General features: G+C 66.1%; 24 protein-coding genes. 11 read left to right on the top strand and 13 right to left on the bottom strand.

Annotation, left to right across the window (positions count from 1 at the left end):
* Window positions 1-6 precede the first annotated feature (6 nt).
* The 10 genes from K7H93_RS12755 to K7H93_RS12710 form a co-directional block, all read right to left on the bottom strand.
* Window positions 7-1,476 carry a UDP-N-acetylmuramoyl-tripeptide--D-alanyl-D-alanine ligase gene (locus K7H93_RS12755; RefSeq protein WP_230783938.1) on the bottom strand — a complete coding sequence of 490 codons (1,470 nt, stop codon included), beginning with the start codon at window positions 1,474-1,476 and terminating at the stop codon, window positions 7-9.
* Window positions 1,473-2,960, bottom strand: a complete 1,488-nt coding sequence (locus K7H93_RS12750) for a UDP-N-acetylmuramoyl-L-alanyl-D-glutamate--2,6-diaminopimelate ligase (protein WP_230783937.1) — start codon at window positions 2,958-2,960, stop codon at window positions 1,473-1,475. The genes K7H93_RS12755 and K7H93_RS12750 overlap by 4 nt, the downstream gene beginning before the upstream one ends.
* Window positions 2,957-4,711: a peptidoglycan D,D-transpeptidase FtsI family protein gene (locus tag K7H93_RS12745; RefSeq protein WP_230783936.1), complete on the bottom strand. Its 1,755-nt coding sequence runs from the start codon at window positions 4,709-4,711 to the stop codon at window positions 2,957-2,959. Before K7H93_RS12745 ends, K7H93_RS12750 begins: the two co-directional genes overlap by 4 nt.
* Complete coding sequence (locus K7H93_RS12740) at window positions 4,708-5,193, bottom strand: hypothetical protein (protein WP_230783935.1); 486 nt, start codon at window positions 5,191-5,193, stop codon at window positions 4,708-4,710. Before K7H93_RS12740 ends, K7H93_RS12745 begins: the two co-directional genes overlap by 4 nt.
* Entirely contained in the window at window positions 5,186-6,139 is a 954-nt protein-coding gene (gene rsmH / locus K7H93_RS12735; RefSeq protein ID WP_230783934.1) for a 16S rRNA (cytosine(1402)-N(4))-methyltransferase RsmH, read from the bottom strand. The genes K7H93_RS12740 and rsmH overlap by 8 nt, the downstream gene beginning before the upstream one ends.
* The gene (locus K7H93_RS12730) at window positions 6,136-6,633 is read right to left on the bottom strand and encodes a division/cell wall cluster transcriptional repressor MraZ (RefSeq protein WP_054524941.1); all 498 of its coding nucleotides are present in this window, start codon (window positions 6,631-6,633) and stop codon (window positions 6,136-6,138) included. The genes rsmH and K7H93_RS12730 overlap by 4 nt, the downstream gene beginning before the upstream one ends.
* A gap of 331 nt (window positions 6,634-6,964) precedes the next feature.
* On the bottom strand, window positions 6,965-7,735 hold the full coding sequence (locus tag K7H93_RS12725; RefSeq protein ID WP_230783933.1) for a GldG family protein: 771 nt from the start codon (window positions 7,733-7,735) through the stop codon (window positions 6,965-6,967).
* A gap of 9 nt (window positions 7,736-7,744) precedes the next feature.
* On the bottom strand, window positions 7,745-8,086 hold the full coding sequence (locus K7H93_RS12720; protein ID WP_010238866.1) for a hypothetical protein: 342 nt from the start codon (window positions 8,084-8,086) through the stop codon (window positions 7,745-7,747).
* Window positions 8,087-8,118: 32 nt separating this feature from the next.
* Complete coding sequence (locus tag K7H93_RS12715) at window positions 8,119-9,129, bottom strand: cysteine synthase A (protein WP_230783932.1); 1,011 nt, start codon at window positions 9,127-9,129, stop codon at window positions 8,119-8,121.
* A 75-nt stretch (window positions 9,130-9,204) separates the two neighbouring features.
* Window positions 9,205-9,522, bottom strand: coding sequence for a 2Fe-2S iron-sulfur cluster-binding protein (locus K7H93_RS12710; RefSeq protein WP_010238869.1), 318 nt, complete (start codon window positions 9,520-9,522; stop codon window positions 9,205-9,207).
* A 171-nt stretch (window positions 9,523-9,693) separates the two neighbouring features.
* Between K7H93_RS12710 and K7H93_RS12705 the strand changes: the two genes are divergently transcribed.
* The 3 genes from K7H93_RS12705 (at window position 9,694) to K7H93_RS12695 (ending at window position 13,379) form a co-directional block, all read left to right on the top strand.
* Window positions 9,694-10,311 carry a DNA-3-methyladenine glycosylase family protein gene (locus K7H93_RS12705; protein ID WP_230783931.1) on the top strand — a complete coding sequence of 206 codons (618 nt, stop codon included), beginning with the start codon at window positions 9,694-9,696 and terminating at the stop codon, window positions 10,309-10,311.
* A gap of 203 nt (window positions 10,312-10,514) precedes the next feature.
* Window positions 10,515-12,485 carry a S9 family peptidase gene (locus tag K7H93_RS12700; protein WP_230783930.1) on the top strand — a complete coding sequence of 657 codons (1,971 nt, stop codon included), beginning with the start codon at window positions 10,515-10,517 and terminating at the stop codon, window positions 12,483-12,485.
* A gap of 84 nt (window positions 12,486-12,569) precedes the next feature.
* Window positions 12,570-13,379 carry an SDR family oxidoreductase gene (locus tag K7H93_RS12695; RefSeq protein WP_230783929.1) on the top strand — a complete coding sequence of 270 codons (810 nt, stop codon included), beginning with the start codon at window positions 12,570-12,572 and terminating at the stop codon, window positions 13,377-13,379.
* Between the two features lie 44 nt (window positions 13,380-13,423).
* On the opposite strand, the gene K7H93_RS12690 is transcribed toward K7H93_RS12695, so the two are convergent.
* Window positions 13,424-13,711: a 4a-hydroxytetrahydrobiopterin dehydratase gene (locus K7H93_RS12690; RefSeq protein ID WP_230783928.1), complete on the bottom strand. Its 288-nt coding sequence runs from the start codon at window positions 13,709-13,711 to the stop codon at window positions 13,424-13,426.
* A 65-nt stretch (window positions 13,712-13,776) separates the two neighbouring features.
* On the opposite strand from K7H93_RS12690, the gene ccmA reads away from it, so the two are divergent.
* From ccmA to K7H93_RS12675, 3 genes are read left to right on the top strand one after another with little or no spacing between them, the layout of a single operon-like run.
* On the top strand, window positions 13,777-14,355 hold the full coding sequence (gene ccmA / locus K7H93_RS12685) for a heme ABC exporter ATP-binding protein CcmA (protein ID WP_230783927.1): 579 nt from the start codon (window positions 13,777-13,779) through the stop codon (window positions 14,353-14,355).
* Window positions 14,352-15,011, top strand: a complete 660-nt coding sequence (locus tag K7H93_RS12680; RefSeq protein ID WP_230783926.1) for a heme exporter protein CcmB — start codon at window positions 14,352-14,354, stop codon at window positions 15,009-15,011. Before ccmA ends, K7H93_RS12680 begins: the two co-directional genes overlap by 4 nt.
* Window positions 15,012-15,323 (top strand): hypothetical protein, encoded by a 312-nt coding sequence (locus K7H93_RS12675; protein ID WP_230783925.1) that lies wholly within the window; start codon window positions 15,012-15,014, stop codon window positions 15,321-15,323.
* Here the strand turns inward: K7H93_RS12675 and map are convergent.
* Both map and K7H93_RS12665 read right to left on the bottom strand, forming a co-directional pair.
* Complete coding sequence (gene map, locus K7H93_RS12670) at window positions 15,317-16,144, bottom strand: type I methionyl aminopeptidase (RefSeq protein WP_010238879.1); 828 nt, start codon at window positions 16,142-16,144, stop codon at window positions 15,317-15,319. The genes K7H93_RS12675 and map overlap by 7 nt on opposite strands.
* A 38-nt stretch (window positions 16,145-16,182) precedes the next feature.
* Window positions 16,183-17,001, bottom strand: a complete 819-nt coding sequence (locus K7H93_RS12665; RefSeq protein WP_230783924.1) for a DUF4163 domain-containing protein — start codon at window positions 16,999-17,001, stop codon at window positions 16,183-16,185.
* Window positions 17,002-17,072: 71 nt separating this feature from the next.
* Here K7H93_RS12665 and K7H93_RS12660 point away from each other — a divergent pair, with 71 nt between their 5' ends.
* The 5 genes from K7H93_RS12660 (at window position 17,073) to glnA (ending at window position 21,800) form a co-directional block, all read left to right on the top strand.
* Window positions 17,073-18,467, top strand: a complete 1,395-nt coding sequence (locus K7H93_RS12660; protein WP_230783923.1) for a leucyl aminopeptidase family protein — start codon at window positions 17,073-17,075, stop codon at window positions 18,465-18,467.
* A gap of 104 nt (window positions 18,468-18,571) precedes the next feature.
* Window positions 18,572-18,910, top strand: a complete 339-nt coding sequence (locus K7H93_RS12655) for a hypothetical protein (RefSeq protein ID WP_230783922.1) — start codon at window positions 18,572-18,574, stop codon at window positions 18,908-18,910.
* Window positions 18,911-18,923: 13 nt separating this feature from the next.
* Window positions 18,924-19,856 carry an N-acetyl-gamma-glutamyl-phosphate reductase gene (gene argC, locus K7H93_RS12650; RefSeq protein WP_230783921.1) on the top strand — a complete coding sequence of 311 codons (933 nt, stop codon included), beginning with the start codon at window positions 18,924-18,926 and terminating at the stop codon, window positions 19,854-19,856.
* Between the two features lie 134 nt (window positions 19,857-19,990).
* Entirely contained in the window at window positions 19,991-20,329 is a 339-nt protein-coding gene (locus K7H93_RS12645) for a P-II family nitrogen regulator (protein ID WP_010238891.1), read from the top strand.
* A 61-nt stretch (window positions 20,330-20,390) separates the two neighbouring features.
* On the top strand, window positions 20,391-21,800 hold the full coding sequence (gene glnA, locus K7H93_RS12640; RefSeq protein WP_269060255.1) for a type I glutamate--ammonia ligase: 1,410 nt from the start codon (window positions 20,391-20,393) through the stop codon (window positions 21,798-21,800).
* The last annotated feature ends 74 nt before the right edge of the window (window positions 21,801-21,874 follow it).

The raw sequence follows: 21,874 nt of genomic DNA, 5'->3' as shown, positions 1-21,874 counted from the left end.
CCTTGCTTAGCTTCGGCTGACGAAGTGATCGACCAGACGGCCCAGACCGACGGCGTTGGATCCCTTGACGAGGATCGCGTCTCCGGCGTTGAGCCCGAATTCTTCCAGCGCGGCGATCGCTTCGGCAGGCCCTGCGCAATGGGCGAAGGCCGGCGGGTTGCCAAGGCCATTCGCATGCGCCGTCCCCATCTTGCGCACCAGCGGCTCCATCGCATCGCCGACCAGCACCGCGTAATCGACCTGGCCTTCCTCGATCGGTTCGAGCAGCGCCTCGTGGAAGCGCGTGCTGAATTCGCCCAGTTCGCCCATCGCGCCCAGCACCGCAACGCGGCGGCTCGCGGGGGTCTGGCCCAGCTGGGTCAGCGTGGCCCGCATCGATGCGGGGTTGGCGTTGTAGCTCTCGTCGATCAGCAGCGCGCGGCCACCTGCCGCTGCAATCGCATGGCGTGCACCGCGCCCCTTCAGGCCGCCCATCTCGCCAAGCGCGATGCCCGCCGCGCCCAGATCGCCGCCGACCGCATAGATGCACGCCATCACCGCGAGCGAATTGGCGATCCAGTGTTCGCCCGGCTCGGCGACCGAATAGCACAGCCGCGTATCGTCGATCTGCGCGGTGACCAGCGAGGCCCCGCCATTGGCCGCAGGGATCGCGTCGAGCAGGCGGACACGCGCGTGATCGGCGCGGCCGAAGGAGAAGACTTCCGCCCCCGCCGCTTCGGCATGGGCCTTCAGCCGCTCGAACTGGTCGCTGTCGGCGGGGATGATCGCCGCGCCGCCGGGCTTCAGGCCGGTGAAGATCTGCGCCTTCTCGTCGGCAATCGCCTCGAGCGAGCCAAGGTTCTCGATATGCGCGGGCGCGATGGTGGTGATGACCGCGACATCGGGCCGCACATGATCGGCCAGCGGCGCGATCTCGCCTGCGTGGTTCATCCCCATCTCGAACACGCCGTAGCGGGCACGCGGGCTCATCCGCGCAACGCTCAGCGGCACGCCGACATGGTTGTTGTAGCTGCGCACGGAGCGGTGCGCCTGCCCGCGGCTTGCACGGTCAAGGGCGGAGAAGATTGCTTCCTTGACCCCGGTCTTGCCGACCGAACCGGTCACCGCGATGCGCGTCGCCTCGCCGCGCGTGCGCGCAGCAGCGGCCAGCGCGTGGAGCGCGGCGGTGGTGTCTTCCACCAGCACATGCGGCCAGTCGATCGGACGGTCGACGATGGCGGCTGCGGCGCCGGCGGCAAACGCCTTGTCGATGAAGCGATGGCCGTCCATCGCTTCGCCCTTCAGCGCCACGAACAGATCGCCCGGGCGCACATCGCGGCTGTCCATCTCGACGCCGGCACACTGGAAATCGCCAGAAGCAACGCCGCCGGTCGCTTCGGCGATCTCGTCGGCGCTCCACAGGGCGAGCCGCAGGCTATCACGGGCGACCTTGGGCCATGCCCGCATGCGCGGATGGGCGAGTGCTGCAACACTCATTGGCCCATCTCCTGAGAACCGGCATTGATCCGCGAGGCTTCCTCGCGCGCGACCTGTACGTCGTTGAACGGCAATACCCGCATGGTGTCTCCCGACCCGATGATCTGGCCTTCTTCGTGGCCCTTTCCCGCGATCAGGACGATATCATCCCGACCGATGATTTCGATGGCTTGCGCAATCGCCTCGCGCCGCCCGGCGACTTCGCGCGTGTTCGCGCCCGCGCCCTGCATGACCGCGCGGCGGATATCCGCCGGGTCTTCGCCGCGCGGATTATCGTCCGTCACGATAACCACATCGGCGAGGTGCGAGGCGACTTCGCCCATCGGCCCGCGCTTGCCCGTGTCGCGATCCCCGCCCGCACCGAACACCACGATCAGGCGACCGTTCACATGCGGGCGCAGCGCGGCAATCGCCGCCTCCAGCGCGTTCGGCGTGTGCGCATAGTCGACATAGACCGGCGCACCGGACTGGGTGATGACCGCACGTTCCAGCCGTCCGCGAACCGGCTGCAAGCGTCCGACAGCATCCCACAAACGCGCTTCGTCCGCGCCGCTCGCCAGAGCGAGCGCGGCGGCGGTCAGCGCATTGGCAGCCTGATACTGGCCGATCAGCGGCAGGCGGATCGTGCGTCGATCACCATTGCGCGCGATCTCGACGCTCTGGCCAAGCTGGCTGGGCTCCTGCCCGATCAGGCGAATGTCCTCGCCCTGCGGACCGACCGTGAAGATCCGCAGGCCGCGCTTCTCGGCCCGGGTGCGCGCCTTGTCGGCCCACTCGCCGCCGTCGGCCCAGATCACCGCCGTGCCATCATCCGCGATCACTTCGTCGAACAGGCGCATCTTGGCCTCGAAATAGGCTTGCATGCTCTCGTGATAATCGAGGTGGTCGCGGCTGAAATTGGTGAACGCCCCTGCGACCACGCGCGCGCCGTAGTTGCGATACTGGTCGAGCCCGTGGCTCGATGCTTCGTAGGCAATGTGGGTCACGCCTTCGCGCGCCAGACCGCTCAGATTGGCGTGGAAGGTGACGATGTCGGGCGTGGTCAGCCCGGTCGAAACGCTCTCGTCCGGGGTGGTGACGCCCAGCGTGCCGATGCTTGCCGCACGCTCGCCCAGCATCCGCCACAGCTGGCGGGTCATCTCGACCGTGGAGGTCTTGCCGTTGGTGCCGGTAACCGCGACGATCGTGTCGGGCACGGGCGTAAAGTACTGTGCCGCGATCTCGGCAAAGGCCTTGCGCACGTTCTCGTCGGCAATGTGCAGCGCGCCTTCAACCTTTGCGCCAGGCCGCGCGACCACCGCGATCGCGCCCGCTGCAACGGCGGCGTCGATGAAATCCTCGCCATTGACCTTCGCGCCCACGAAGGCGCCGAACACGGTGCCCGGCGCGACCTTGCGGTGATCGATCGCGAAACCGGTCACGATCGCATCCTCGCCCCCGCGCTCCTCACGTCCGGCCTGTTCGAGAAGACGGTTCAGCTTCACTTGATGTCGCTCCGGATCAGGGGGCGCAGGTCGGAAATGTCGATATCACGGCTGAGGTCGGGCCGCACGTCGAGCAGCGGGCCGATGCGCGGAATCAGCTTGCCGACGATCGGCGCGGCGTTCCACGCGGCGGTCCGCTGGAAGGAACTGGCGGTGGTGCCCTTGGGCTCGTCCAGCATGGCGACCACGACATATCGCGGGTTGTCCATCGGGAAGGCGGCGGCGAAGGTCGAGACCAGGAGCTTCTTGCGATAGCCGCCGGCGGAGGGCTTTTCCGCCGAACCGGTCTTCCCGCCGACGCGGTAACCGGGCGCATCGGCGCTCTGCCCGGTGCCGTAGACCGCGATCATCCGCAGCAGCTGGCGCATGCGGGCGCTGGTGTCTTCCTTGAACACGCGCCGCCCGGCAGCCTCTTGGCCCGGCTCGACCTTGTACAACGTGGCCGGACGCCAGACCCCGCCATTGACCATCGCGGCATAGGCCGATGCAAGGTGCAGCGGAGTGACCGCGATGCCGTGGCCATAGGCGACTGTCATGGTGGTCACGCGCGACCACTTCTCCCCCGGCCACAAGGGCGCGCCGCGTGCGGGCAGTTCGATATAGGGACGCTCTGCCAGGCCCAGCGCGCGCATCGTGTCGCGCAGACGTTCGGGGCCAAGCTTGTCGGCGACCCGCGCGGTGACGGTGTTGGAAGAGTGAATCAGCGCTTCGGGCACATTCAGCGTGTCCCCGAGGTTGTGACTGTCCGCAAGCGTGCGCCCGGCGACTTTCACCGGCTTTGCGTCGTACCGCAGGCTCAGGTCGCGCACGATCCCGGCGTCGATCGCGGCGGCGACGGTCAGCGGCTTGAAGGTGGAGCCCAGCTCGTAAACCTGGTTGGTCACGCTGTTGAACACGCGCGGGGTCCGGCCAAGCTTCGCCTCGGCATCGCTGATCATCAGATCGGAGGTCTTGATATCGTTCGGGTCGAACGCGGGCAGCGATGCCATCGCGATGACCTCGCCGGTATCGACATCCAGCACCACGCCAGCCGCGCCGCGCGCATTGACCGACAGCATGCCCTTGCTGAGCTCGTCCTCCAGCGCGCCCTGGACCCGCAGGTCGAGCGCAATCGCGGTCGGCTCGCCGCGAAGCGAACTGTCAGTCAGCCGGTCGTTGAGGACCGATTCCATGCCCAGATGGCCAGCGCCATCCTTGACGTAGCCCAGCACGTGCGCCGCCATCGACCCTTGCGGGTAGAAGCGGTCCTTTTCCGCCGGCAGTTCCAGCGCAGGCTCGCCGATATCGAACACGCGATTGGCCTCTTCGGGCAGCAGTCGGCGGCGCAGATATTGCGCGCGCCCGCTGGCGAGGCGGGCGGCGACATCGGCCTGGTCCAGCTCGGGGAAGATCGCGGCCAGCTTTGCTGCGACTTCCTCAGGGCGGTGGACCAGCGGGCTGCCGCCGTCCTTCATCGCCGTGGGATTGTACCACAGCGCGAAGGCATCGTAATTGCGCGCCAGCGGCAGGCCGTTGCGATCGGTGATCTCTCCGCGCGGGGGCAGCAGGCGCTGCTCCATCGACAGGGGGATATCGGGCGCGCCGAGCACGCCGAAGGACGCGATGCGCATCAGCGCGACAACCGCGACCAGCCCGAAAGCGGGCATCAGCAAAAGCGCGCGCATGCGCGCGACCAGCAGCGCCTCAAGCCGCTTGTTGGCGACCCGCAGGGGGCCTGCTGCGACCATGGAGTCGATCGCGTAGGCGTTCACCGGTCGAGGCTCGCCAGGGCAAGATGGGCATCACCCGCAGCGGCAGCGGCGAGTTCGGCCTCCTTGCTCGAAGTTTCCTCCTGCGAGCCCTCGCCGTCGTGATCGGCCAGCGGGGAAACCAGCGCGGGATAATCGCTCGCCTCCATCTCGCGGGCAAAGCGGATCGGGTCGGGCGAGCCGGGCGCGCGCGGTGCGCTGAAGCTCGCCAGCTGGCGTTCGGTTTCGAGGAACTGGTCCGCGCGCGGCGGGGCATAGCCGAACTCGATCGCGTTCCAGTCGGCCAGCTGCTGCTGGTTGGCGCGCGTTTCGAACTCGGTTTCCAGTGCGAGCTTTTCCTGTTCCAGCGCCACGATCTGACGCTCGGCACGCACGACCTCGCTCTTCACCGCGTTGACCCGGAAGGTCAGCAGCATGAACCCGCCGAAGACGATGCCGATACAGATCGCCCAGCCGATCTGCCGCAAGCGGCTGCCTCTAACCATCGATCAGTTCCTCTCTCGGGTCGGCATCGGTGCGGGTGGCCGCACGCAGGATTGCGGAGCGCGCGCGGGGGTTGCGTGCCAGCTCCGCCTCGCCCGCGCGCACGGCGCGGAGCGGCTTGTCGAACGTGGCCGGCGGCGTCTCCGCGAGGGGAAGATGGCGGGAACCGCCACCGGCCTGACCGGAAGCGTCCCGCATGAAACGCTTCACGATCCTGTCTTCGAGCGAGTGGAACGAGACCACCACCAGCCGCCCGCCGGGTGCCAGCAGACGCTCGGCCGCGGCCAGCGCACCGCGCAGCTGCTCCAGCTCTCCGTTCACGTGGATGCGGATCGCCTGGAAGGTGCGCGTGGCGGGGTCTTTCTTGTCGTGCGGCTTGTGCCCTGTCGCCTTGCGAACCAGCCGGGCAAGCTGCCCGGTCGTCTCCAGCGGGCGCGCGGCCACGATCGCGCGGGCGATCCGGCGCGACTGACGCTCCTCGCCATATTGGTAGATTACGTCGGCGATCTCGGCTTCGTCGGCAGTGTTGAGGAAGTCCGCCGCGCTCGGCAGGTCGGGGTCCATCCGCATGTCGAGCGGGCCGTCGCCAGCGAAGGAGAAACCGCGGTCCGCCTGGTCGAGCTGCATCGAGGAGACCCCGATGTCGAGCACGATGCCATCCACCTTGGCGATGCCCTGTTCCGCCAGCGCGGCCGCCATGTCGGCAAAGGCACGGCGATGCAGGACGAGGCGCGGCGGGGTCTCGGCCAGCTCGGGCCACCCCTGCGCATTCTCCAGCGCGGTCGGATCGCGGTCGAAGGCGTGCACCGTCGCCCCTGCGTCGAGCAGGGCGCGGGTATAGCCGCCAGCGCCGAACGTGCCGTCGACGATCAGCTCGCCCTGCGCGGGCCGCAGCGCGGCAACCACTTCGTCGAGGAGGACGGGGATGTGGGGGGACGGGGCGCTCACTTCTTCTTGCCCTTCTCGCGCGCGTCCTTTTCCAGCGCGCGGCAGGCGGCCTTGGGCATCGCCATTTCGGGGCCCATTTCGTAGAGCCTGGCCGGGTTCCAGACGGTGAAGAAACGCCCACCGCCCTGGAAGAACAGCGCATCCTCGATCTCACCGATGTCGCGCAGGAATTCGGGCATGATGAAGCGCCCGCTGTCGTCGAACGGCATGGTCTCGAAGCTATTGAGCTGGATCGCGCGGGTATCGCGGTCGAAATCGCGCCCGAACTTGTAGGCCGATTCCTCTTCACGATCGAGGATCGCTTCGAAATCCTCGACCCGCTTGGTGCCGAAGCCGACCAGGCAATCCCACTTCTCGTGCTTGGTGAGGCACAGCCGGCGATCTTCGGTGGAGGCCTTCACCGCGTTGCGGAAGGCGGGAGGCAGCGTGAACCGGCCCTTTTCGCTGCGAAGCGAAAAGGCCTGCCCGCTATATCCCTGAAACGCCTCCGACACGGTTTCGCTCTTCCCCTGTGAGCGCCTTTCCAAGGACAAAACCTCCCCGCCCCGCGGTGCGCCAAGCACCCCGGTTCGCGTGGAATCCCACGCGCGGGTCGAATCCTGTCCGATGCGAAATTTGTATTATCGCGGGACGAGTGGGGATTAAAGGGGAAATTTAGGAATCGTTGTTGAAAACCTTACGAATTCGAACGTCCGAGCACGCAATTGCGCCATTTTCCGGCGCGACACAAGGTTAATTCCTTAGGTTGGGATCGGGTAAAGACCGGAAGCCCGGGGATCACCCGGGACCGCTCAAGCCTTTCAGATCAATGGATTTTCCAGAGGGCTAGCGGACGTCGTCCCGTGCCATCCCCAAAAGTGCCGCAAGCATCTCCTCTGCCCCGGCGGGTGCGGGATCGCTTTCGAACAAAGTAGCGTCGGCCAGCGCGACAACGCGCCCTGCGCCGATGCTGCACGCCGCTATCAGCGCGTCGTTGCGCAGGCGGCAGTCGCCCTGCCCTCCGCCCGCGGCAGGACGCAGTGAGAAGCGCCCGCCGAGCGCCACCGGCAGGTCATGATCCCCCACGGAAACGAAACGGACCCCGCCGTCCCCTTCCTTCCCCGGTTCGAGCGCAAGGCCCCACCGCGCGAGGATCGGGCCGCTGAGCGAGATCGCCTGGGGATTGCGCGGGTCGCCCAGCGCAAAACGCGGCTCGCCGACCAGCAGCGGGTCCGCGGCCAGCAGCACGTTTCCGCCCGCGCGCACCCAGGTGTCGAGCGCGACATTCTCCGCCGCGGTCAATGCACGCGGCTGGACCAGCAGCAGGCGGTCGATCTGCGCGAGGCTTTCGGGATCGAGCACGTCGAGCGGCTCCAGCGTGCCGCGCTTCTCCAGCACGGCGCGCACCCAGTGGTGCCGCACCGACTGCGCGGCCAGCGCCTCGGCCACGCTCGATTCCGGAGCGCGGTAGAGCGGCAGCGAACTCATCAGACCGATCCGCCCGTCCCGCTCTCCCGGGCCTTCCCCCGGAAAGCCGTGGAAACCCAAAGCTGCAGCAGCCATCGCGCCCAGCCCCAGCGCGGCGCTGAGGCCGACGGCCAGCCATGCCTTCTTCAAGCCCGGATCCTACTCAACCGGGGCACCTTCGCCCTGCTCGGGCAGCACGGGCCCTTCGGGGATGGGCTCGGCTTCGGGCTGTTCGGGCAAATCGGGGACCACGCCCGCATCGGACAGCGGATCGCTAGCGGGGGTTGCAGCGCTGGGCTCCACCGTCGGCGCTGCCTGCGGCACCGTGGTTTCCTCGGTCCGCAACACGCGGTCGGTGATGACATTGGCGAGGCCGACGACCAGCAGAACCGTCACGATCCCGCCAATCCCGACACGCAGCCGCTGCATCACCTCCGCATCGCGGGGATTGACTGGATCGGCGGCGGGGCGTTGCGCTTCGAAGTCCGGTATCAGGGCCATGGCCAGCGAATCTAGTGCCCGCGCGGTGCGGGTCAATCGCGAAGCCAGTCAAACACCGGCAAGCCCTTGTCGCGCAGCCATTCGGCGTTGAAGATCGTCGAGAGATAGCGGAAGCCGCTGTCGCACAAAATCGTCGCGACGCGCGCGTCCGTACGGCCGTCCGCAACCAGCTGCCGGCCCAGCGCGACCGCGCCCGCGACGTTGATGCCCGACGACAGGCCCAGACACAGGCCTTCCTCTTTCAGCAGGCGCGCGACCCATTCCAGCCCCTCCTCATCGGAGATGCGGAACTGCGTGTCGATCGGCGCGCCGTCGAGATTGGCGGTGATCCGCCCCTGCCCGATCCCTTCGGCCACCGAAGAGCCTTCGGACGACAGTTCTCCGTTGGCGTAGTAATTATACAGCGCCGCGCCGTGCGGGTCGGTCAGCGCGATGCGAACGTTTTCGTCCTTTTCCTTCAGCCCCAGCCCGACGCCGGCGATCGTGCCGCCGGTCCCCGCAGCGCAGGTGAAGCCGTCGATCCGGCCTTCCAGCTGGTCCCACAATTCGGGCGCGGTGCTGTCGATATGCGCGCGGCGGTTGGCGATATTGTCGAACTGGTTGGCCCAGATCGCGCCCTCGGTCTCCTCCGCCAGCCGGCGCGAGGTGTGGACGAAATGGCCGGGATTGGCGAACTTGGTCGGCGGCACCAGCACCAGCTGCGCACCCAGCGCGCGCAGCGTATCCATCTTCTCGCGCGCCTGGTTGTCGGGCATCACGATGATCGTCTTGTAGCCGAGCGCATTGGCGACCAGCGCGATCCCGATCCCGGTATTGCCCGCCGTTCCTTCGACGATCGTGCCGCCCGGCTTCAGCTCTCCGCGTGCCTCGGCATCGCGGATGATCCACAGCGCCGCGCGGTCCTTCACGGAGCCGCCCGGATTGGCGAATTCGCACTTGCCGTAGATGTCGCAGCCCGCCGCCTCGCTCGGCCCTGCGAGCCGGACGAGCGGGGTGTTGCCGATAAGGTCGAGAGCGCGTGGCAGGGGGGCGGGAGCTTTCATGGCAACCGCTTAGCGCCTGAGCGGCCCGCGCAGCAACCGCGATCCGCTATCGGGCCTGCAAGTCAGTCTTGCCCCTCAATCCTCGGGAGCGATCTGGACCTTCAGCCCGTCGAGATCGGAGGTGAACTCGATCTGGCACGACAGGCGCGAGGTTTCGTTGCGGTGGTCGCTGCTTTCCAGCAGGTCGTCCTCGTCCTCGCTCATCGCGGGCAGCTTGTCGCCGAACGCCGGGTCGACATGGACGTGGCAGGTCGCGCAAGAGCAGCACCCGCCGCACAGCGCCAGCAACTCGTCGAAGCCGTTGTCGCGGATCGCCTCCATCACGGTCAGGCCGTCGCCGACCTCGATCGTGCGCTCGGTTCCACTGCGGTCGACCACGGTAAGCTTGGGCATTGGCTGTCCTTTATCTCATCCCCGGGCGGCGCTCTCGCGCGCGCCGTTGACGCGGCTGCTAAAAGCTGCGTTTCGGCAATGCAAGCAGATGGGTACGCAAATGCGCAAGCAAAGCGACGGGCAACTGGCCAAGCGTAGGGGCGGTCGGCCCATACAATCGGAGGATCGGCCATGGGCCTGAGCGCACAACAGATACGCCGCGGGCTGGACAGCGTGGCCGCGATCGAACCCGATATGGCGCGCGCGCTGGAGATCGCCGGCTATCCCGAACCGCGCATCCGCCCGACCGGCTACAAGACGCTGCTGCGCACGATCGTCGGCCAGCAGGTCAGCGTCGCCTCCGCGGCGAGCGTGTGGACCAAGCTGGAGGCCGAGCTGGGCGAGGATTTTACTCCGTCCTGCCTGCTCGAACGCGATTTCGACACGCTGCGCGCCTGCGGCCTGTCGCGCCAGAAGCAGGGCTATGCGCGCAGCCTGTGTGAACTGGTCCACGCGGGCGAGCTGGACCTTCACAACCTGCCGGACGACGATGAGGAGGCGATTGCCCAGCTCACGCGGATCAAGGGGATCGGGCGCTGGTCGGCCGAAATCTACCTGCTGTTCGCAGAAGGCCGCCCCGACATCTGGCCTGCGGGCGATCTGGCGGTGATGGCGGGGATCGGCAAGATCCTCGGCCACGAAGAACGCCCGGACGAGAAGGCGACCCGCGCGCTCGCCGAACCCTGGCGGCCGCATCGCGGCGCGGTCGCGATCTTCACCTGGCATTGCTACGACAATCCGGCACTTTGACTGCCGCGCGGGGCGACGCGGTTCGTCAATGTCCCTTTACATGGTGACAAGGATCATTTACGGTTGGGATCATTGACCTGAGGAGGAGAGGTTTGATGTTTCGTACCCGCAAGATCGCCCTGAGCACGAGTCTGGCCATTGGTTGCGCCGCAGCCGCGCTCACGCTAGCCGCCGCACCATCCATTGCTCATACGGACGATAGCATGACCGCAGCCACCCCCGCCGCCAAAGCCCCGCTGATCCCGCGCGAAAGCCTGTTCGGCAATCCGACCCGCGCAGGCGGTCAGATCAGCCCCGATGGCAAGTGGATCAGCTGGCTCGCCCCGTCGAACGGCGTGCTCAACGTGTGGATGGCCCCGGCGGACGATCTCGACAACGCGAAGGTCATGACCAAGGCGACCGATCGCCCGATCCGCCAGTATTTCTGGGCCCCGGACAGCGCCAGCCTGCTGTATATTCAGGATAAGGGCGGGGACGAGAATTTCCTGCTCTACGGCGTCAATGTCGAAACCGGCGTGGAAACCACGCTGACCGATTTCGAGAACACGCGGGTGATGGTGGTCGGCGGGTCCGACCGGATCAAGGACAAGATCCTGATCGGCCTCAACAACCGCGATCCGCAATATCACGACGTCTACATGCTCGACCTCAACACCGGCGAGCTGACCGAGCTGATCGAGAACAACGGCTATGCCGGGTTCGTCGCGGACGACAATCTCGACGTGCGCCTGGCGCTGAAACCCAACGCCGAAGGCGGGATGGATTTCTTCAAGGTGGTCGACAACGCTGTCGAGGAAGAGCCTTTCGGCAGCACCGGCCTCGAAGATTCGCTGACCACCAGCCCGGCGGGTTTCACCACCGACGGTAAGACGCTCTACTGGCTCGATAGCCGCGGTCGCAACACCGCCGCGCTGACCGCGATGGACGTCGAGACGGGCGAGACGCGGGTGATCGCGCAGGACGAGAAAGCCGATATCGGCGGCTCGATCCGCGACCAGAAGACCGGCGAGGTAGAGGCCTATTCGGTCTATTACCTCAAGAACGAATGGGTCGCGCTGGACCCGGAGATCAAGGCCTCGCTCGATTTCCTAGAAGCCAACCTGACCGGCGAGTTCGGCATTTCCTCGCGTACCGAAGACGATACCAAGTGGATCATCGGCAATGATCCGGTGGTCGGCCCGGCGAAGAGCTTCCTGTATGATCGCACCGCCAACACGCTGACCAAACTCTACGTCACCCGGCCCGAGCTGGAAGGCGCACCGCTGCAGCCGATGCACACGCTGGAGCTGAAGAGCCGCGACGGGCTCACCCTCCCCTCCTACCTCACCCTGCCGCCGGGCAGCGACAGCGATGGCGACGGCGTGCCGGACAAGCCGGTGCCGATGGTGCTGCTGGTCCATGGCGGACCGTGGGCGCGCGACGCCTATGGCTTCAACGGCTACCACCAGTGGCTCGCCAACCGCGGCTATGCGGTGATGAGCGTCAATTACCGCGGCTCGACCGGGTTCGGGAAGGACTTCATCAACGCGTCCAACCTGCAATGGTCCAAGACCATGCACGACGATCTGATCGACGCCACGAAGTGGGCGATCGACGAAGGCGTCGCGATTCCGGACAAGGTCGCGATCATGGGCGGTTCCTACGGCGGCTATGCCACGCTGGTGGGCCTGACCTACACGCCCGAAACCTTCGCCTGCGGGGTCGACATCGTCGGCCCGTCGAACCTCGAAACGCTGCTTTCCACCATTCCGCCTTACTGGGCCCCGGTGGTGGCGCAGTTCCACGAGCGGATGGGCAACCCCAACACGCCCGAGGGCAAGCAGCTGCTGATCGACGCCTCGCCGCTGTACAAGGCCGACCAGATCGTGAAGCCGCTGCTGATCGGCCAGGGCGCGAACGATCCGCGCGTCAACCAGGCGGAAAGCGACCAGATCGTCGAGGCGATGAAGGCCAAGAACATCCCCGTCACCTACGTGCTGTTCCCAGACGAAGGGCACGGCTTCGCGAAGCCGTCCAACAACATCGCATTCAACGCAGTGACCGAGAACTTCCTCGCCACCTGCCTGGGCGGGCGTGCCGAACCGATCGCCGACACGATCGAGGAATCGACCGCGCAGATCGAGGAAGGCGCGGACTTCGTTCAGGGACTCAAGGCCGCGATCGACGCGGACTGAGCCGACACCCTCCCCTCCCGCCGCTTGCGGGAGGGGCCCGGGGTGGGCATGAGGTCAGCGGAACGGGAGCAGACGGGAAGCCTCATGGACAGGAAAGCGATCTTCATCACCGGCGGCGCGTCGGGCATCGGACGCGCCATCGCGCAGCGTTTCGCCAAAGAAGGCTGGTTCGTCGGCCTCGGCGATGTGAACGAAAAGGGGATGGTCGAAACCCAGCACCTGATTGGGCTCGGCTTCAGCTTCGGCCATACCTTCGACGTGCGCGACCGGGATGCGTGGGACGAAGCGCTCAATGCGTTCTCCATGGCCTCGGGCGGCCGGATCGACGTGGTCGCGAATAATGCGGGCATCCCGCTGGGCGGCACGATCGACCAGAACAGCGTCGCGGAGATCGAACGCTGCCTCGACATCAATCTGAAGGGTGTCTTGTTCGGCGCGCAGGCCGCGCTGCCGCACCTGAAGAAGACCGCGCCCGGATCGTGCCTGCTCAACACCGCAAGCGCAGCGGGCATCTACGGCACCACGGGGGCGAGCGTCTATTCGGCGACCAAGTTCGGCGTGCGCGCGATCACCGAAAGCCTCGACGGCGAATGGGCGGAATACGGGATCAAGGTCCGCTCGATCATGCCCGGCTTCATCGAGACCCCGCTGATCGACCAGGTGCCCAACGGCCAGACCAACGAGGCGATCCGCGACCGGGTCAAGGCCGCCGGGCTGGAGATCACTCCGGTCGAGGCCGTCGGCGATGCCGCGTGGCGCGCCGTGCACGGCGACAAGCTGCACACGCTGGTGGGCAAGACCGCCAAACGCGCCGCCTTCGCCGCGCGCTGGATGCCCGGCCAGATGCGCAAGGTCGCGCGGGGCCGCGCAGGCGGCGCGATGGGCGGCCACTGATCGAGGAGTTCGCTTCGGCGAACCAGTCGCTGAAGCTAAGAAACCTAAAGCCCGTTGATCGCCTGCGCCATGTGCACGTCGCGATGCGACAGACCATCCGCATCATGCGTGGTCAGCGTGATCTCGACCGTGTTGTAGACATTGAACCATTCGGGATGATGGTCGTTCTTCTCGGCGATCAGCGCGACCCGGTTCATGAATCCCCATGCCTCGCTGAAATCCTCGAATTTGAAGGTGCGCACGATCGCGTCGCGGTCGCTCGCCATTTCCCACCCTTCGAGCGCTTCCAGCCAGCTTCCACGTTCCTCTTCGCTCAGTTTCTCGACCGCCATGGGAATGTCCTTTCGCTACCGGATGATATTGCCGTCACGCGCCCCCTCGCCTAACCCGCGCAGCCATGCAAGCCCGCCTCTCTGCTCGCGATCTCGCCTGCCGTCGCGGCGAGCGCCTGCTTTTCCGCAAGCTGACGCTCGATCTCGGCCCCGGCGACATGTTGCATGTGCGCGGGCACAATGGCGTGGGCAAGACCAGCCTGATGCGCATCCTCGCCGGCCTCGCGCGGCCCTTTGCGGGCGAGGTTGAGCGCGTCGGCGAGGTTGGCCTGGTCGACGGCCGCCACGCGCTCGATCTCGACCGCAAACTGGGTGACGCGATGCGGTTCTGGGCCCGGCTGGATGGCGCGGGCGATCCGACCGGTGCAATGGAGCGGCTGGGTGTCGATGCGCTGGCGGACATTCCGACCGGCTACCTGTCTACGGGGCAGAAACAGCGTGCGGTGATCGCACGCCTGCTGCTGCGGCCCCGCGCGATCTGGCTGCTCGACGAGCCCTTCGCCGGGCTCGACACCGCATCGCAGGCGCTGCTCGCCGATCTGATCGCGGAGCATTGCGGCAATGGCGGGCTGTGCCTGTACGTTTCGCACCAGCCGGTCGATCTGCCCGCACGGGTGCTCGATCTGGCGGAGTATGCAGCATGAGCGCGTTTGCGATCCTGCTGCGCCGCGACCTTGCTATCCTGCTGCCCGGCGGCGCGCGCGGCTCCGCCTTCCTGCCGCTGATCTTCTTCCTGCTGGTCGCGGTGCTGTTCCCCTTCGCGGTGGGGCCCGAGCCGAGCCTGCTCGCGCGCACGGGTGGCGGTGTGCTGTGGGTCGCCGCGCTGCTTGCGAGCATCCTGCCGCTCGACCGGCTGGTTGCGGCGGACCGCGACGCAGGCGTGTTCGACCAGCTGCGCCTGCGCGGGATCAGCGAGGAGGTGGCAATGACCGCGCGGCTGATCGCGCACTGGCTCAGCTTTGGTCCGCTGATCCTGATCGCCACCCTGCCCGCCTCGGCACTGCTATCGCTGAGCAGGCCGACCTTCTGGCGCCTGCTGGCCAGCCTGCTGGCGGGCACGCCGGGCCTCGCCGCGATCGGTCTGATGATCGCCGCCCTGCTGGCGAGCTTGCGTGGAGGCACCGCGCTCGCCGGGCTGATGCTCGCGCCGCTGGCAGTGCCGCTGGTGATCTTCGGCGCAGGCCATCTCGCCCGGGTGGACATGAGCGGCGCGCTGTTCGCCGGTGCCTTCAGCCTGGTGCTATGCGCAATCGCGCCCTTCGCGGCTGCTGCCGCGATCAGGGCTGCGCGGGATATCTAAATGGAGTGGAATATGAGGGGGTTCGGCTTATTGATTGCAATGTTCTTGCTAGCCGGCTGCGACCAAAGCGAGCCGACCAGCACCGACTTCAACGACGAATTACGAGCAGTCCTCGAAGCGAAACCAGAAGGCACACCGCGCGCCTATGCGCTGATCAAAAACGGGATGGCCGGGCCCGATTGGCTAGCAACCATTCACGGGTATGGTGATAATCGATCAGTCTGCGAGATGCTGATCGAGCCATACAATTCCGAAGAGGAGACTTCCGTGTTGCCTGGTAGCTATTCCTGCGAGGAAATAGTCGCTCAGTAAGGCGGCTTATCGCGGCCCGTCGGGCTGAGCGTGAAAATCTCCACGCCATCTTCGGTAATCGCGAGCGAGTGCTCGAACTGCGCGGAGAGCGACTTGTCGCGGCTCACCGCAGTCCATCCGTCGCCCAGCACCTTGGCCCATGGCTTGCCCGCGTTGAGCATCGGCTCGATGGTGAAGAACATGCCGGGCTTGAGCTCCGGCCCGCTGCCCGCCACGCCGACATGGACCACTTCGGGCGCATCGTGGAACAGCCGTCCCACGCCGTGCCCGCAGAATTCGCGGACCACGCCATAGCGGTGCTGCTTGGCATGCGCCTCGATCGCGGCGCCGATATCGCCCAGCCGCGCGCCGGGTTTGCTCGCCGCGTCGATCCCGATCATCAGCGCCTCGTGCGTCGCCTCGACCAGCTTTTTCGCCTTGAGCGGCGGATCGCCGGCGAAGAACATGCGGCTGGTATCGCCGTGCCAACCGTCCAGCAGCGGGGTCACGTCGATATTGAGGATGTCGCCATCCTTCAGCGTCTTCTCGCCCGGGATGCCGTGGCAGATCACGTGGTTGACCGAGATGCAGCTGCTGTGCGTGTAGCCGCGATAGCCGAGCGTCGCGGGCACCGCGCCTGCATCCAGCATCATCCCGCGGATCGCATCGTCGATGCTCGCAGTGGTTACGCCGGGCTTCACCAGCTCGGGCATCTGGTCGAGGATTTCGGCGGCCAGTCGCCCGGCCTTGCGCATGCCCTCGAACCCTTCGGGGCCGTGGAGCTTGATTGTGCCGTCGCGGTAGACGTCGGAATCGGCTTCGATGGTCTGGTATTCGGTCATGGCGCACTAGATACGCACGACCGCGCGAAAAAGCGAGGTCAGCCGACGAAATCGTCGCGATAGCGCTCTTTCACCGCCGCGAGGATCGCATCGTCCACGCTCAGTTCGACCTCGTAATCGCCCTCCACGTAAGGCCCGGCCACGTAAGGTGCCGCGTAGAGCATGATCCGGTCGAACTTGTGCCCATTGGACAGCAGCACAAGCTCCAGCTCCTCAAGGTCGGGGCAGCGGTTGAAGGTATCGTCGCCCTCGTCCAGCTCGCCGCCGCGCCGGGCCATGCGCTGCGTATCGAGCGCGTTGCAGAACCTCTCGCCCAGAGCTTCGGACAGCGCGGCCTGCGATTCGAACAGCATGATCGGTTCGAGCAGGCGCTGCGCCCCCTTGTTCCAAAGCACCGAGCTGAGACCGTAATTGCCGTGCGCACCGCCGAAATAGGTCGCCCCATTCTCGATCAGGCTGAGCCATTCGTCGGTTTGCCCGGCCGGCTTCCACTCGATCGTGACCATGTAGCGATTATAGGGGAAGCCGTTCTCGCGTGCCTCCTCGCTCGCCTCGCGGGCGGCGCGTTGCAGGTCGGCCTCCTCGCGCTTGGCTTGCTGGTCGAGCCGGTCCTTCAGCGCCGGCACCGCGCCAAGCGTTTCCGGATAGGTGAAGGAAAAGGCGTAAAGATCGTTCTCTTCGGAAATCTCGCGTCCCTGGCCGGCGGGCTTCTCGCCATCCTTCGCGTCATCTGCCGAAGCGGTGGCGGCGGCCTTGTCCTGGTCCACCCCGACATCGCGCTGCATGTCTTCGGGCGATGAACAGCCCGCCAAACCAAGGCCGATCACCAGCACAAGCTTCGCAAAACCTGCGGCCATTATCATCTCAATCCCTTGTCGCGGCGCGAATCCGGTTGGCACGGCGCGCCTTCGTCGCCATGCATAATAGGATGAATGATACGGCTTTGATACAGCCCGACAAGGGCCAGAACGCAACCGACCTCCACCTCGTCAACGATGCAGGCTTCGCCGACTGGGCGAAGGGCCTGAACGACGGCCAGCGCGCCATGCTGGAGGCGCAGAACTTCACCGGCAAGGGCTATGAAACCGCGATCATCCCCGCGACGCCGGGTGAAGGCAATGCGTGGTTCGCGGTCGGCGGCGTGGCCGATCCGGATTCGCTGTCCAGCTGGTGCCTCGCACGGCTGGCCGAGGTGCTGCCTGCCGGAACCTATCGCCTCAAGGGGCGCGAGCCCGGCCCCGCCCTGCACGGCTGGCAGACCGCCCAGTACAAGAACCTCGCCTTCCGCAGCGATGCCGAAGCGCCGGGCGCACGCGTGCTGCTGACCCAGAACGCCAAGGCGATCGAACCCGCAATTGCCGAGGCGCAGGCGGTCAATCTGGTGCGCCGGCTGGTCGATACCCCGCCCGAGGTGATGGGCCCGGCAGGGATCGAGGCCGAGTTCGAAGCGCTGGTGAAGGATCACGACGCCAGGCTCGAAGTGACCCGGGGCGATCAGCTGGAGCAGAACTATCCGCTGGTCCACGCGGTCGGCCGTGCCGCCGCGCGCCATCATGCCCCGCGGATCATGCATCTGACCTGGGGCAAGAAGGACGCGCCCGTCCTGGCGATCGTCGGCAAGGGCGTCACCTTCGATTCGGGCGGGCTCGACATCAAGTCTTCCACCGGCATGGCGCTGATGAAGAAGGATATGGGCGGCGCGGCGCACGCGATCGCGCTCGCGAAGCTGGTGATGCAGCACAACCTGCCGGTGCGCCTGCACCTGCTGGTGCCAGCGGTAGAAAACGCGATCTCTGGCAACGCGCTGCGCCCGGGCGATATCGTGAAGAGCCGCAAGGGGCTGACGGTCGAGATCACCAATACCGATGCCGAAGGGCGGCTGATCCTGGCCGACGCGCTCGACCGGGCGAGCGAGGAAAATCCCGAGCTGCTGATCGACTTCGCCACGCTGACCGGCGCTGCGCGGGTCGCGCTGGGGCCGGACTATCCGGCGCTGATGACCCGGCGCGACGAAACCGCCGAAGCGCTGATTTCTGCCGGCAAGGCCCATGATGACGAGCCGTGGCGCCTGCCGCTGCCCGGCATCTATCGCGAATGGCTCGATTCCCCGCTGGCCGACTGCATCAACGCGCCCTCCAACGGCTTTGCCGGAGCGAGCGTGGCGGGCCTGTTCCTCGACCAGTTCGTCGGCGAAGACATCGACTGGGCGCATTTCGATACCTACGCATGGCGGCCGACTGCCAAACCGGGGCGGCCCAAGGGCGGCGAAGCCTACGGCCTGCGCGCCAGCTGGCACATGCTGCGCGAGCGTTTCGGAGCCTAGAAAAAGAACGCCATAAGGGGTCGCGAAGCGCGCCGAGGTTGTTCAGCCGCGGCGCACAGGCTAAGCGGCCAGAAACAACAGAACATGATGACCAAACCACTCTAGTGAGCGATCTTCCTTCCAGTCACCCGCATGCAGGCCAGATCGGCCTGACCGGCCCCGTCGTGTGGCCTGAAAAGGGCACGCTGCCGCTGCGCCGCGACCTTGCGCATATCGACCTCGCGCCGCGGTTTCTCGTCGCCAATTATGCGGTGCCGGTGCCGATGCAGATCGGCGACGCACCCGCGCCGCTCGTCCGCTCCACCCTCGAAGAGGACGACGTGATCACCACGCTGGAGCCAGGTGCCTCGTTCGAGGCGCTCGACGTCACCGGAAGCTGGGTATGGGGCTGCCTCGGCCCCGAAGGTCCGTCGGGCTATGTCCGGCGCTCGGCCTTCCCCTGACGGGTCGCTGGTCATGACCACCGAAGTTTTCGTCGATGGCGCCGCCGGAACCACCGGGCTGGAAATCGTCGCCCGGCTCGAGGCGCATCCCCACTTCACGCCCGTCGTCCTCGACGAGGCGCGGCGCAAGGATGCCGATGCGCGGCGCGAGGCGCTCAACGACACGCCCTTCGCAGTGCTGTGCCTGCCCGACGATGCAGCGCGCGAGGCGATCGAACTGGTCGACCCGGCGGCAAAGACGCGCATCGTCGATGCCTCCTCCGCGCACCGTGTGGCCGACGGCTGGACCTATGGTTTTCCCGAGCTGATCGGGCGCGAACGGATCGCAGGCGCGAGCCGGGTGAGCAACCCCGGCTGCTACCCGACCGGCTTCCTTGCGCTTGTCGCACCGCTGGTTCGCGCAGGGCTACTGCCCGCCGACTGGCCCTTCACGGTCAACGCGGTCAGCGGCTATTCGGGCGGCGGCAAGGCGCTGATCGAACGGTTTGCGGACGAGCCCGACATCGCCTTTCGCGCCTATGCGCTGGGTCTGGAACACAAGCACTTGCCCGAGATGCAGCGTCATGCGGGTCTCGGTCACGGCGTGCTCTTCGCGCCCAGCGTGGTGCCCGCCTATCGCGGAATGCTGGTCGAGATTCCGCTGCATCTTGGCGCGATGCGAACCGAACCGAGCGCCGACGCCCTTCGCGACGAGTTGGCCAGGTTCTACGCGGATTCCGAGGTCGTCGAAGTGATGGCCAAGGGCGATCCGGGCGAATTGCTGCTGCACCGCGATGCCGCGCCGGATGATGGGATGCGGCTCCATGTCTTCGGCAATGAAGGCGGCTGGAACGCGCGCCTCGTCGCCCTGCTCGACAACCTCGGCAAGGGGGCCAGCGGGGCCGCGATCCAGAACCTCAACCTGATGGCAGGCTTTCCTGAAACTGCGTCGCTGCAACTGCGATAGGCACAAATGCAGCGCGGAGGCCCGATTTCGCGCAATGAGGTTGCCCCTTTATCGCAGTGCAACATTGCACTAGGCTCGTGTGACAATTCGCCGACTCGCAGCGGCAGACCCGAACGGGAAGGACACGGCACGCGGTGAAAAAGATCGAAGCGATCATCAAACCCTTCAAGCTCGACGAGGTGAAGGAAGCGCTGCACGAGGTGGGGGTCTCGGGCATCACCGTGATCGAGGCCAAGGGCTTCGGACGTCAGAAGGGCCACACCGAACTCTACCGCGGTGCCGAATATGTCGTCGATTTCCTGCCCAAGGTGAAGCTCGAGGTCGTCGTGGCCGACGCGCTGGCAGAGCGCGTGGTCGAAGCGATCGCGGGCGTCGCCCAGACGGGCCGTATCGGCGACGGCAAGATCTTCGTCTCAACGATCGATTCCGCGCTCCGCATTCGCACCGGCGAACGGGACGACGACGCGATCTAGCATTTACCTGCGATAAGATTTCCCGGGCATTTCCGCCCGAAAACCATCCGAAAGGAGCATCATGTCAACTGCCAGCGACATTCTGAAACAGATCAAGGAACAGGATATCGAGTGGGTCGACCTGCGGTTCACCGATCCCAAGGGCAAATGGCAGCACCTGACCATGGTCGCCGATGTCCTGACGGAGGATGAGCTGGAAGACGGGCTGATGTTCGACGGTTCGTCGATCGCCGGCTGGAAGGTCATCAACGAATCCGACATGATCCTGCGCCCCGATCTGGAGCGGGTCTATCTCGATCCGTTCAGCGCGACCCCGATGATGATCATCTTCTGCGACATCGTGGAGCCCAACACGGGCGACTGGTACGCCCGCGATCCGCGCTCCACCGCAAAGCGTGCGGAAGCCTATCTCAAGACCACCGGCGTGGGCGACACGATCTATGTCGGCCCCGAAGCCGAATTCTTCATGTTCGACGATGTCCGCTTCGAAGACGGCTACGCCGGTTCGGGCTTCTCGATCGACGATATCGAGCTGCCGACCAATTCGGGCCGCGAATACGACGCGGGCAACATGGCCCACCGTCCGCGCGCCAAGGGCGGTTACTTCCCCGTCGCGCCAGTCGACTCCGCGGTCGACATTCGTGGCGAGATGGTCGCAACGATGAAGGAAATGGGCCTCAACTGCGACAAGCACCACCACGAGGTTGCCGCAGCGCAGCACGAGCTGGGCCTGACCTTCTCGACCCTGGTCGAAACCGCCGACAACATGCAGATCTACAAGTACGTCGTGCACCAGGTCGCGCATGCCTACGGCAAGTCGGCGACCTTCATGCCCAAGCCGATCAAGGACGATAACGGCAGCGGCATGCACACCCACATGTCGATCTGGAAGGATGGCAACCCCACCTTCGCGGGCACCGGCTATGCCGGCCTGTCGGACAATTGCCTCTATTACATCGGCGGCGTCATCAAGCACGCCAAGGCATTGAACGCCTTCACCAACCCGACCACCAACAGCTACAAGCGGCTGGTCCCGGGTTTCGAAGCGCCGGTGCTGCTGGCCTATTCGGCGCGCAACCGCTCGGCTTCGTGCCGCATTCCCTATGGTGCGGGCGAGAAGGCGAAGCGCGTCGAATTCCGCTTCCCCGATGCGATGGCCAACCCCTACCTCGCCTATTCGGCGCTGCTGATGGCGGGCCTCGACGGGATCACCAACAAGATCCACCCGGGCGAAGCGATGGACAAGAACCTCTACGACCTGCCGCCGGCCGAACTGGCCGACGTGCCGACCGTTTGCGGTTCATTGCGCGAGGCACTGGTCGCGCTGGAAGAAGACCACGAGTTCCTGCTCAAGGGCGACGTCTTCACCAAAGACCAGATCGACGCCTATGCCGAGCTGAAGTGGGAAGAGGTGATGCGCACCGAAACCACCCCCTGCCCGGTCGAATACGACATGTACTACAGCGCGTAATCGCGCCGGATCGCAAAGATCACCAGGAGGGCCGCCGGAGCAATCCGGCGGCCTTTTGCATTCAGCGGCTTGAG

The sequence above is a fragment of the Citromicrobium bathyomarinum genome, from assembly GCF_021021475.1.
Taxonomy (GTDB): Bacteria; Pseudomonadota; Alphaproteobacteria; order Sphingomonadales; family Sphingomonadaceae; genus Alteriqipengyuania; species Alteriqipengyuania bathyomarina.
This window is presented reverse-complemented; position numbering and strand designations above follow the sequence as displayed.